The organism is Candidatus Westeberhardia cardiocondylae (assembly GCA_001242845.1).
Lineage (GTDB): Bacteria > Pseudomonadota > Gammaproteobacteria > Enterobacterales > Enterobacteriaceae > Westeberhardia > Westeberhardia cardiocondylae.
Window position 1 is genome coordinate 34,016 of sequence record LN774881.1, and the last position, 12,443, is coordinate 46,458.

Sequence of the window (12,443 nt, forward strand, 5' to 3'; positions counted from 1 at the left end):
ATTTGTGTGTTGAGAAATATTATTTTTGAATAAATTTCATGCGATGTAATAATTGATAATGTATTATATAAATATTGTTTTAATTAAAATTAATATATTTTATAATTAAAATATTTTTTAATAGAATATGAAATTATTTTTTTGAAATTTATATAATAAAAAGATTTTGTTTTAATAATTTAAATGTAATTTAATTTTAGATTATGTTTTATGTTTTTGAATAAAATTATATCTTATATAGTTTAATAAATTAGGAATTTTTGTTAAATGAAAATTTTATATTCTTGAATAAGTTAAATGATGTATTTATTAGGATTTTATGTTGTTTGCAATGTTTTTTAATTTTAAGTTATTTAAATTAATGGTGTGCATTTTAAATTTAAAAAATTTAATGTATTTTGTAACTTTAATTTTAAATTAGGTATTATGAAGAATGTTTTTTGTATATAGAGTTAATAAATTAGATATATTTTTGAATATTGTAATAGAAATTATAAAAAATGATTTATCGTGTAATTTTTTTCAGTCTGAAATTTTTTTAATAGAAGATAATAAAACGGAAAAATGGGTTAAATTAATGTTATCCAAATATTTTGGTGTTTTTGGTAATATTAAGTGTTATTCAGCAAATGATTTTGTTTGGAAATTATGTTCTTATATTTTTTCTGAAAATGTTATTTCTTATCGTTCTTTTTCATATACAATGTTAACTTGGAAAATTATGAAGATATTATCGTGTTTATTTGAAAAAAAGGAACATTCTATATTTAGTACATATTTATGTATGAATCAAGATGAATATAAATGTTTTCAGTTTTCTAAAAAAATGGCTTTATTATTTAATAAATATATGATATTTAGACCTGATTGGTTAGTAGTTTGGGAAAAAGGTGAATTAGTTGATGGGATAAGTAGTATTTATCAAAATTGGCAAGCTTTATTATGGAGAGAAGTAATTAAAATAACAAAAAGTCTTGGGGATTCGGTATTTCATATTGCTAATTTTTATAAAAAGTTTACTTCAGTTTTAGGAAAAAAGTTTAAAAAATCTTCTAAAATTCCGAAAAGAATTTTTGTTTTTGGAATTCCCTCTGGGTTAATTTTATCATATTTGCGTGATATTAGTTATTATATTGATATTCATTTACTATTTATTGATCCATGTGTTTGTGTTGAGTTTGAAGATTTTGGTAGAGAATTTTTTGATTTTGATAATATATGTTGTGATTGTTTTTATTTTGATCATCAGAAAATACAATATAGTTTATTAAAATATGATTTTTATACAAAAAGAAAATTAAAAAATTTTTTTTTATTTTCATGGAAAAAGCTAAGAAAAGAATGTCTAACTTTGTTGTTTTCAACATTACGTCATTTTCATAAAATAGATTTGTTGCAGGAATTAGAGGATAATACTAGTATTCTTTCTATCATTAAAAATGATATATTTATTGATCAAAATTATAGTGAAGAAAAGTTTTTTAAGAATAATGAAAAAGTTAAATCTGATAACATAAAAAAACGTATTTTATCTAGAAAAGATCATTCGTTCAATTTGCATATTTGTTATAATATACAAAAAGAAATAGAAGTTTTATACAATACATTGTTGAATATGATGTTAAATGATTCAAAATTACGACCTGAAGATATATTGGTAATGGCACCTGATATTAATTTATATATTTCTGAAATCGAAAAAATTTTTAACAATGTTGATTCACAATATTGTATTCCTTATTCTATATCCGATCAAAAAATTGAGTATGCGCATTCAATATTTTTTGCATTTTTAAAATTATTAAGATTGCCAAACAGTGAATGTATTGCTGAAAGTGTTTTAGAATTGTTAGAGTTGTCGTGTATAGCAGATAATTTTTCCATTAAATTAGATGATATTGATTTAATTCGTCATTGGGTTTTCGAATCTGGGATTCGGTGGGGAATTAATAATGATATTTATAATGAATTAATGTTACCTGTTTTTAATAAAAATACGTGGGAGTTTGGTTTAAATAGAATGTTGTTAGGTTATTCTATAGATAATATTCAATGTAGTTGGGATGGTATTTATCCATATTCCCAATGTAGAGGGGAAGATTTAGAGTTGATTGGTTGTTTGTCAAAATTTATATTTAAATTAAATTATTGGCGTAAGTATTTGTTTCGTAAAAGAATGTTAGAAGAGTGGGAAAGTTTTTTTTTTAAAATAACACATGATTTTTTTTGTTTTAACTCTGATGTAGAAAAATATTTTATTGTATTAAAAGGGTATTGGAATGATATATTATATTCTGGTTTAATAGTAAAATATAACAAACCAATATCGATAGAATTGATATATGATGAATTAGTGAATCGGTTAAATGATGGTAAAGTGTATCAGAAGTTCTTGGGTGGAGGTATTAATTTTTGTTCGTTATTTTCTAATTTTTCGTTTTCTTTTAAAGTTATTTATTTGATTGGTATTAATGAAATAATGTATCCCAAAAAATCATTGTTGGTTAATTTTGATTTAATGAAAGGTAATATGAGGTGTGGTGATTTTTTTGAAAAAAAAAGTGATCGTTATTTTTTTTTAAATTTAATTTTAGGGGCGGAAAAATTTTTGTATATTAGTTGTACGGAAAATTTTTATGGTGTATCTTATTCTTATCCTTCTGTGATAGTTAATGAATTACTTGAATATATTTCTTATAATTTTTGTCTTTCTGGTGATGAAAATGTAGATGAGAAAATTTCTATTTTTCACGTTAAGAGACATTTATGTCATATACATATGAATGTTTCTTATATGATAGAAAAGGAATTTTCATATAAAGAATTTAAAAAAGAATATAAAGATGTATTTATAAAAAAAAAGAATAAGGAGAAAAAAAATAGAAGTGTATTCTTTCAAGATATATGTGTTTCGAATAGTTTAATTATACCTTTTAGTTCATTACAATATTTTTATTCGCATCCAATTAGAGCTTGGTTTAAAGAAAGATTATCAATTTTTTATGGGAATTTTTTTAAGTTTCAGAAATATGAATCTTTTTTTGTGGATTATTTAACTCGTTATAAATTAAATGATTATTTATTATTTTCTTTGCTTAATGGTAAAAATGGTAATTTTATTTATGAAGTAGCAAATGGTATTGGTATGTTGCCATATAATTCTTTTGGAAAGGTTTATTGGGAAAAACAGTATGCTAATATGTTATTCTTAGCTAAGAAAATACAAAAATATAAATTAACAATTCCTAAAACGTTAGAAATTAATTTAGATATTTTTAATTTTAAAATTATTGGGTTTTTGCCTTTTGTTCGAGAAAATGGTTTGCTTCGTTGGAAACCGAAAAAACTTACTTTGAAAGATATTTTATTGTTATGGTTGGAACATTTAGTTTATTGTGCATCTGGGGGAGTTGGAGAAAGTAGATTATTTGGGGTAAATAAAAAGTGGGTTTTTCGTTCTTTATCTTGTAATGAAGCAAAAGAGTTATTGGTTCCTTTTTTATTGGGATATCAACGTGGTATAATTACACCTTTGTTTTTAGTATATGATTTAGCAGAAGTTTGGTTATCATCTTGTTTTGATAGAAAATCTAGAAAAATTAATTGGGATAAAAATATTCAAAATAAGTCTATTAATTCTCTTATTTTATCTTGGTATGGTAATTCTTGGAATAGGGGTGCAAATAAAGATTTGTATTTATATAAGATGATAAAGAATTTAAATAATGAGTATATTGAAGTAATTATTTCGGAGGCAGAACAGTATTTGTTTCCTTTATTATTTTTTAAAAAGTAACTTCACAAATAAAGTTTTTGTGTTTTGTGTGTTTAATATATTTTGTGTTTTTGTTTTAATATATTTTATGAATTTTTATCTTTTTGAGAATTGTGGATGTTTACGGGATTTATGTAAACCTACTTTTTTTCTTTCTACTTTTCGTGCATCTCTTGTAATGAATCCCATTTTTTTTAAGTCTATATAAAATTGTTTGTCATATTTTATTAAAGCTCTAGTTATTCCGTGCCGAATTGCCCCCGCTTGTCCAGAAGTACCCCCCCCTTTTACAGTAATATATAAATCTAAATTTTTTATGTTTAGTTGTTTTATAGGTTGACAAACTATCATTCTGGAAGTTTCTTTTTTGAAGTATAGAGTTAATTTTTTTTTATTTATCAGTATATTTCCGATTCCTTTTTTTATAAAAACTCTAGCTGAAGAACTTTTTCTTCTTCCGGTTCCATAATAATATTGCTTAGTATTCATTTTTTCGGATAATATTTATGTAAAATTAATAAGTTTCGGTTTTTGTGCTTTATGAGCATGTTTGTTATTTTCATATATTTTAAGTTTTTTAAACATAATTCGACCTAATACACCTCTTGGTAACATGCCCTTTACTGCTATTTCTATAATTTTTTTTGGATTTTTAGTTATCATTTCTTGAAATGTTCTTTTTTTTATACCACCGACGTATCCAGTATGATAAAAATATATTTTGTTTTTACGCTTTTTTCCTGAAATATAAATTTTTTTTGCATTTAATACTATAAGATAATCTCCTGTGTCTATGTGTGGAGTATATTCCACTTTATGTTTTCCCCGTAGATAATGCGCCAGTTTACTGGATAATCTTCCCAATGTTTTTCCTGTTGCATCTACATAGTACCAATTACGTTTTATATTATTTGATTTTATTGAAAAAGTTTTCATATAATTAAAATTAGTTATAAAATTAATTTTTAGTTGTTTTGCAGTTAAGTGTATAATTCATTTTATTTATTTAAAATATAAACGTAATAAAGAATAAATTTTATATAAAGTAATAAAATTTTAGACATTATTAAATTGTTTTTCTACTTCTTCCCAATTAATTATATTCCAAAACGCTTTTATGTATTCTATTTTTCTGTTTTGGTATTTTAAATAATATGCGTGTTCCCATAAATCTAATCCTAAAATTGGATATCCTGAGTGTCCAGAAATTTCTTTTCCCATGAGTGGATTGTTTTGATTAATAGTAGATATTATTTTTAATTTGTTATTTTTTTTTATTATCCATACCCACCCTGAACCAAAATGATTCATTGCAGTTTTTTCAAAAATGTTTTTGAAATTATTTATGCTATCAAAATTTTTTTCTATTTCGAATTTTAATGTAACATTTATTGGTGTATTTTTTTTTAAAAACTTCCAAAATAAGCTATGGTTTAGGTGTCCTCCTGCATTATTTTGTAAGAAAATTTTTTCATTTTTTTCAGGGATTATGTTTAGTTTTTTTACTAAATTTTCTATATTTAATTTATTTAATAGAGGAAAGTTTTTTTTTGCAGAATTGGTATTATTAATATAAGTTTGGTGATGTTTAGTATGATGAATTTTCATGGTTTCTTTGTCTAAAAAAGGTTCTAAATCATCATAATCGTAAGGTAAAACAGGTAATTTAAAATCCATTATTTTTTCCTTTGTTTCTTTTATTTTGTTTTTATTTATTATTTAATAAAGTACTTTATTTTTCAAAATCAATATATTTTATGATTGAAAATATGAATAATATTATATGAAGATTATTAAGAATGCAATAAGATATTTTTAATTATTGTTTTACAATATTTTTAGTTTGATATTTGTGAATTTAATTTGAAAGAATTTAGTATCGTTTTGTTTTTTGATGTGTTACATTAGTTATTGAAAATTATTAGTTTGTATTTGTGGAATAGAAAATGATAATTTTAAAGTTTTTAAATGTGTTTAATATTAATATATTAAATATAATTTTAATAAATTTTTAATTTTTATTTTATGTAATGTATTTTAATTTTTAAAATTTGTTTAATTTGTTTTGGTTTATAATATTACAGTTATATATTTAAAAATTTTGTATCAAATATGAATTAAAATTGTTTATTTTAGTAAAAGTTATTTTTATGAGTATATTTTTTATTTTTTATATTATTTTTTTGTATAAATATTAGTTATTTTATTTTAATTTTAAATTATTAGATTTCGCCGATATAGCTTAGTTGATAAAGCAGCGTATTCGTAATACGAAGAGATGGGTTCAATTCCTATTATCGGCAATTTAAGATAAATACAAATTTATTTGTATTTATCAAAAAAGATATTTTTATAAAATTTTGTATTTTGTAGATGTTTTTTGATTTTATATTCTTATTTTAAAGTTTATAATATTAGTTATTTTAGAAATTTAAAGTTTTATTTCATAATTTATTAGTATAATTATTTGGTTTATATGTTTATTGTTGATTTAATTGTATTGATTGAAATAGAATTTCAAATTTTTTTAAAATAAAGTCGAGTTTTATTTTGTGGTTTTGAAGGAAAATGAATTATATTAGTTTAAAGTTAGTTTTTAAATTTTGATGAAATTTTTTATTCTTATTATGAAAAGCTTTTTTAGAAATTACATTAGTTTTATGCTGTAAGATATTAAATGGGTATTATGATGTAATTTTTTTGATTGTTTTTACATCAATATGCTGATAGGCAGATTCGAACTGCCGACCTCACCCTTACCAAGGGTGTGCTCTAAAACCAACTGAGCTATATCAGCAATTTATTTGTTGAATTTTTTGGAGCGGGTAATGGGAATTGAACCCATATTATTAGCTTGGAAGGCTAATGTAATAGCCATTATACGACACCCGCTTTTTGTGTATTAAATAGTATTTTTCAAGATTTATAATTTTGTTTTTGGTGGGGGAAGGATTCGAACCTTCGAAGTTTATTATAACATCAGATTTACAGTCTGCTCCCTTTAGCCACTCGGGAACCCCACCGTTTGTATTAATATCAAATAAAATACAATTTTGCCAACAAAAGGAATTGAACCTTCAACTTACTGATTACAAATCAGTTGCTCTACCAATTGAGCTATGTTGGCAAAACAATTGCAGTATAAATTTTATTGATAATATTTTTGTGTTTTGTAAAATTTTCAATTTTAGTTTCAGTATTTTGATAGGTTATTTATGTATTATAAAGATTTCTGTATTGGAAATTTTTTTGAATGCAATTGTACAATTATGCAAATATTCAACTTATTAATCTTATATTTTACATGTTTTACGAGATTTAATCAATTGTATTTTAGTTAATATAATTTAATAAGTAATTTTTATTTTTCAATTTAAATGTTTTGAATAATAAATGTATAATTTTAAATATTTAAGTTTGATTTATTTGATTTATGAAAGAAAAATTTTTATATTTTTTTTCAAATTGTTGTAATTCTATTCGAAGAATATTTATGAGTTTTGCGGCTAATATGTTCCTATCGATTTTTATTCCTGTTTCTTGAAGGTTAATCCAATTTTTTTGAAAAATATAATTTTTAATATTTTTTTTTATATTAACATTAATTCCGATTCCAATTATAATGTCTGTTGTGTTTTTGGTGTTGTTATAACATTCGATTAATATACCTGCAAGTTTTTTATTATGTAAATAAAGATCGTTTGGCCATTTTATTTTTATTTCATTGATTCCTAATTTTTTTAATATGTTTTTTGTTATAAGACTAACTATTATACTTAAATATTCAGTTTTTTTGATTTTTTTATTCAAATGCCAATAAAGAGATAAACATAAATCTTTTCCATATGATGATATCCATTTTCTTCCATATTTTCCTCTCCCATGTGTTTGATGTTCAGCTATACAAGCATATCCCAATTGTAAAGTTTGTATTTTATCTAATAAATATTGATTAGTGGAATTAATGATAGGGAGAATAATTAATTTTTTTTGGAACAAATTGTTTAATATAATTTTTTTATTTAGAAAATTTTGTGACATTTATATAGGTTTTATAGTAAGTAGATTATGTTTTTTTTGAATATTATATAAATATATTATTTTTTTTATAATTATAAATTAATTGTACTTCTAGTTTTAATTTCAAGGAAAATTTTTTTTTAACTTTTCTTTGAATATATTTTGCTAATTCAATAATATTTTTTCCATCAGCATTTCCAGTATTGACAAGAATGGATGCATGTTTTTTGTAAACTGCTGCGTTTTTTAAACGGAATCCTTTTAATCCACAATTTTCAATAATCCAAGCTGCTAAAAATTTTATTTTTTTATTTTTTTGAATGTAATATGGTATATTTGGGTGTTTTTTTATTATTGCTTGGGCTAGTTTTTTATTAATAATAGGATTTTTAAAAAAACTTCCTGCGTTTCCTAATGATAATAAATTTGGAAATTTATTTTTTCGTATTTTGCAAATTGTATTATAGATGTTTTTTGGTGTTATAGTTTTTTTATTTAGGTGTTTTTTTAATTCGTTATGTGTAAGTATTGGTTTCCAGTTTTTTTTTAGACGTATTCCGACTGCTGTAATTGCGTATTTTTTTGTAAAATTATTTTTTTGAAAGATACTTGTACGATAACCAAATTTGCATTTGTATGCGTTTAATCGGATTTTTTTTCCTGTTTTTAGTTCTATTATGTCTATATATTGACATATTTCATGAAATTCAATTCCGTAAGCTCCTATATTTTGAATTGGAGCAGACCCTACACAACCAGGAATTAGTGCCATATTTTCTAATCCTGGTATGTTATTGTATATGGTATGTTTTACTAAATTATGCCATGTTTCTCCGGAATTGGAATGTATATTCCATGATGTTTTTTTTTCACGTATTATGATTCCTTTTATTCTATTTAGTATAATAGTTCCAAGAAAGTTTTCTAAAAATAAAATATTGCTTCCTTTACCTAAAATTAAGCTGAATTGTTTGTTTTTTTTTGTTTCGTTCCATAACTTGAATAATTCTAATTCTGAGTTTGCAGTAACTACATTTTTTGCTAGTGCGTTTATGGAAAAAGTGTTTAATGATTGTATTTTGTACATGTTTTTGTATTTATTTTGATGTATTATTTTGTTTATGTGATTTAATTTTGTTTTTTAATATACGTATATTTGTTTAATAATGTTTTTTGAATATGTTAATTATAAGATTTGATTTTATGTTTAAATTTTGTTTTTGTACATTTTATATATTATAAAATTTTTATTTTTTAAAAGTTTTATGTGAAAGTTATTGTGATAAATTTATCATATTTTATGATGTTTTTAAATGATGGTTTTTGTTCAGTTTATTTTTGTGTTTAACATATAGATAAAATATTCTAAATTTTGAGGAAATTAGAAACTGATATATTGTTAGATGTAATTATTTTATATAAGGTTTTGGTTTAATCGTTTAGTTTATTTATTGATTTATTTTGATACAAAATGATTTTGTATTTATTGTGTAATTATTTATAAATATAATAAAGAAATATGTATTGTGATGTTGATAAAAATTTTATATTTTATTAAAAGGTAATTTTTGATTTTTGTATTTATTTTTTGTATTGAAATTTGATAATGAAAATTAATGAAATTATGATTATAAAATTATAGTATAATATGAGATATTATTTTTTATAACATATTTTGGGATATTTTTTTGAACAATATTTTAACTTGGCGTGATGTTCTTTCACATGAAAAAAAATTACTTTATTTTCAAAAAATTTTTTCTTTTCTTAACGAAAGATATAAATTAGGGGTAGTCATATATCCAGAGAAAAAAAATATATTTAGGGCTTTGTGGTTAACGGATTTAATGAATGTTAAGATTGTTATTTTTGGACAAGATCCTTATCATAATTTTAATCAAGCAGATGGTCTTTCTTTTTCTGTAAATCCTGGTGTTTTTCCTCCTCCTTCTTTATTAAATATTTATAAAGAATTGTGTAGAGATATTCCTGATTTTGTAATTCCGAAATGTGGATGTTTATCGAATTGGGCAAATCAAGGAGTTTTATTATTAAACACTATATTAACTGTGGAACATGGAAAAGCGTATTCTCATGCAAATTTAGGGTGGGAAATTTTTACTGATAAAATTGTGAAGATACTTAATGTGTATAGAAAGGGGATAATATTTTTATTGTGGGGATTGCAAGCGAAAAAAAAAGAAAAAATTATTGATTGTAATCGCCATTATATACTAAAGAGTTCTCACCCTTCTCCTTTTTCTGTTAATAAAGGATTTTTTGGTTGTAGACATTTTTCTAAATCTAATTTTTTATTACAGAAGCAAGGTATACAACCTATACATTGGTAATTCACAAAAGATTATTTTTTTAATTTTTTTGATACAGCTACCATAGCTGGTCTAATTAATCTTCCATTAAGTATATAACCTTTTTGTATCATCATAATCACTTTGTTTGGTTCATGTTTTTCGGATTCTATCATAGTCATTGCTTGATGAATATCTGGATCGAAAGGTATATTAATTTTTTCAACGGATTCTAATCCAAATCTTTTTACAACATCTAGAAGTGATTTTAATGTTAATTTTATTCCTTCTATGTCATAATGGGATTTTTTGTTATTATTAATAGATGTATTTGATATTTCTAATGCTCGTTCTAAATTATCAATTACAGGCAGTAATTGTGTTGTGAAATTCTCTAATGCAAATTTATGTGCATTGCTTATATGTTTTTCGCTTCTTCTTCGTATGTTTTCGATTTCTGCTTTTGCGCGAAGTAGGTTGTCTTTTTCTTTTTTTAAAGCTATTTTTAATTCCAGGATTCGTTCTATGTTTTTTAGATTTTCATTATTTTCTGTATTTTTTATGTTTTTAGTTTCTTTATTTTGTTGTGTTTCTTGTTTTTTGTTTTCTTGAGAGTTTGCTTGTGTTTCATTTTCTTTTTTTTCGTTTATCATAATATTTTCTCTTTGTTAAATTATTTTGTATATGTGATTGTAAATATTATAAAATTAAATTAGTAAGGATTCAAGAAAAACGTATGAAGAATTTTTTATGGAAATGTTTTTATTTTATAAAATTATATGAATAGAAGTTTTATGTGATAATAGTGTATTTTATTTTAATTTTGTATGGACAAATTTATTATTTTAAATTATATTAAGTTTCATTTTTAATATTTATGCGTCTAATTTTCATAGTTTTATTTTAAATTTTAATTAATTTATGTTATCTTATGTTGTGTTTTGGAATTTTTATTTGTAAGATTTTTAATTCAGTTATTTGTTGTTTTTTTTTTTTTTTAATTTATACTGATATTAAATTTAATTTATTTTTTTGTAGTTTCTATTTTGAATTAATAGATTTTTTTATAAAACTGTGATAGTTTTTTATAGTTTTAAGTAATGAGTTTATTTTCGTTGTTATATTTAATTGTTTAATGAGGAAATTAAAATATTAAAGAATCAAGATTTTCGAATAATTATTAGAAACAAGTCTATTTATAGAGAATTTTCAATATCAAAAGAAATTGAAGCTGGAATTTTATTGAAAGGATGGGAAATTAAGTCATTGCGGCTAGGATCTGTTTCTATTAATAATAGTTATGTTTTTTTTAGAAAAAATGAAGTTTTTTTGTTAGGTGCAAATTTTTCTCCTGAGAGGTCATCTGCATTATATTTTTTTTGTGATTCTGTTCGTCAGCGTAAGTTATTATTAAATAAATATGAAATTAGTTATTTAATCGGATGTGTTAGTAGAAAAAGATGTAAAATTGTTGTTATTTCAATGTATTGGAAAAGATTTTTAGTAAAAGTAAAACTTGGAATTACAAAAGATAAAAAAAAATATGATAAACGTTTTAGTAAAATTGAATTTGATTGGAAAAAAAGTAGAGCTTATATTATGAAACAAAATAAAAGATTTTAAGATTAGATTTATATGATACAAGAAAAGTTTCTATTTTTTTAGATGAATTTTGATATAAAGATTTAGGGGCTGATTATGGATTTGACGGAATTTGAATAATATATGAGGCATGTCGAGGTAAGATTGGACTCGTAAAATATCTTAATTAAATAGTTGCAAATTATAAAAAATATGAACCTGTTGCTTTAGCAGCATAATTGGATTAAAAACCAAGGGTTCCTTTGTTTTTCTTGTTTGTCTTTCTCTTTAGATTAAGGAAGCAAAGTCATTTGAATATAAGAGAATGCATGAGTATTTTCCTAAGATACGAATGTTATTATTTTATTTAGGAGAACTATTAATGCAAATCATTGTGATTTCTTAATAGTATAAGTGTAGTTGTTTGTAATGAATAAACATGTAAATCCTTAGATATTTGTAGATTTTCGGACGCGGGTTCGAATCCCGCCAGCTCCATTTATATATTATTCTATAATTTTTTAATTTTATATAATTATTAAGTTTAAATTTATTGTTTTTTGAGAAGTATTTTATTTTTATGAAATTTATGTTTTTAGGATAGACTAGATTAGTCTTATTTTAATTTTTTTGTGGTATTGGATTTTTAATTTTTTTATTTGAATTTTACGATATAGTAAAAGAAGAAGGAATTTTTTTATATTTGATTGAAATTGTTTTTTTGATTTTTGTTTTATTTATTTTAGTAAAACGAGAAG

Annotated in this window: 9 protein-coding genes, 5 tRNA genes and 1 other RNA gene; 5 read left to right on the forward strand and 10 right to left on the reverse strand. The window is 22.4% G+C overall.

Annotated features, from left to right (window positions below):
• Positions 1–433 precede the first annotated feature (433 nt).
• Positions 434–3,796, forward strand: coding sequence for an exodeoxyribonuclease V subunit gamma (gene recC / locus WEOB_RS00130; protein WP_281263903.1), 3,363 nt, complete (start codon positions 434–436; stop codon positions 3,794–3,796).
• Positions 3,797–3,871: 75 nt separating this feature from the next.
• Here recC and rpsI read toward each other — a convergent pair whose 3' ends face one another.
• From rpsI to WEOB_RS00145, 3 genes are all read right to left on the reverse strand, one after another.
• Entirely contained in the window at positions 3,872–4,264 is a 393-nt protein-coding gene (gene rpsI, locus WEOB_RS00135; RefSeq protein WP_281263904.1) for a 30S ribosomal protein S9, read from the reverse strand.
• Positions 4,265–4,279: 15 nt separating this feature from the next.
• Complete coding sequence (gene rplM / locus WEOB_RS00140; RefSeq protein WP_281263905.1) at positions 4,280–4,711, reverse strand: 50S ribosomal protein L13; 432 nt, start codon at positions 4,709–4,711, stop codon at positions 4,280–4,282.
• A 120-nt stretch (positions 4,712–4,831) separates the two neighbouring features.
• On the reverse strand, positions 4,832–5,452 hold the full coding sequence (locus WEOB_RS00145) for a Fe-Mn family superoxide dismutase (protein WP_281263906.1): 621 nt from the start codon (positions 5,450–5,452) through the stop codon (positions 4,832–4,834).
• A gap of 554 nt (positions 5,453–6,006) precedes the next feature.
• On the opposite strand from WEOB_RS00145, the gene WEOB_RS00150 reads away from it, so the two are divergent.
• A tRNA-Thr gene (locus tag WEOB_RS00150) sits at positions 6,007–6,078 on the forward strand.
• 418 nt (positions 6,079–6,496) lie between these two features.
• Here the strand turns inward: WEOB_RS00150 and WEOB_RS00155 are convergent.
• The 6 genes from WEOB_RS00155 to murB all read right to left on the reverse strand — a co-directional run bounded on the left by WEOB_RS00155 (position 6,497) and on the right by murB (position 8,882).
• A tRNA-Thr gene (locus WEOB_RS00155) sits at positions 6,497–6,572 on the reverse strand.
• A gap of 20 nt (positions 6,573–6,592) precedes the next feature.
• Positions 6,593–6,667 (reverse strand) — tRNA-Gly (locus WEOB_RS00160).
• A gap of 46 nt (positions 6,668–6,713) precedes the next feature.
• Positions 6,714–6,798, reverse strand: a tRNA-Tyr gene (locus tag WEOB_RS00165).
• Between the two features lie 31 nt (positions 6,799–6,829).
• Positions 6,830–6,902 (reverse strand) — tRNA-Thr (locus WEOB_RS00170).
• Positions 6,903–7,186: 284 nt separating this feature from the next.
• Positions 7,187–7,774, reverse strand: coding sequence for a biotin--[acetyl-CoA-carboxylase] ligase (locus WEOB_RS00175; protein ID WP_281263907.1), 588 nt, complete (start codon positions 7,772–7,774; stop codon positions 7,187–7,189).
• Between the two features lie 85 nt (positions 7,775–7,859).
• Positions 7,860–8,882: a UDP-N-acetylmuramate dehydrogenase gene (gene murB / locus WEOB_RS00180; protein WP_281263908.1), complete on the reverse strand. Its 1,023-nt coding sequence runs from the start codon at positions 8,880–8,882 to the stop codon at positions 7,860–7,862.
• A 601-nt stretch (positions 8,883–9,483) separates the two neighbouring features.
• Between murB and ung the strand changes: the two genes are divergently transcribed.
• Positions 9,484–10,146, forward strand: coding sequence for a uracil-DNA glycosylase (ung, locus tag WEOB_RS00185; RefSeq protein WP_281263909.1), 663 nt, complete (start codon positions 9,484–9,486; stop codon positions 10,144–10,146).
• Between the two features lie 11 nt (positions 10,147–10,157).
• Here ung and grpE read toward each other — a convergent pair whose 3' ends face one another.
• Entirely contained in the window at positions 10,158–10,757 is a 600-nt protein-coding gene (grpE, locus tag WEOB_RS00190; protein ID WP_281263910.1) for a nucleotide exchange factor GrpE, read from the reverse strand.
• 475 nt (positions 10,758–11,232) lie between these two features.
• Here grpE and smpB point away from each other — a divergent pair, with 475 nt between their 5' ends.
• Entirely contained in the window at positions 11,233–11,727 is a 495-nt protein-coding gene (smpB, locus tag WEOB_RS00195; protein ID WP_281263911.1) for an SsrA-binding protein SmpB, read from the forward strand.
• Positions 11,728–11,792: 65 nt separating this feature from the next.
• Positions 11,793–12,186: a transfer-messenger RNA gene (gene ssrA / locus WEOB_RS00200) on the forward strand.
• The last annotated feature ends 257 nt before the right edge of the window (positions 12,187–12,443 follow it).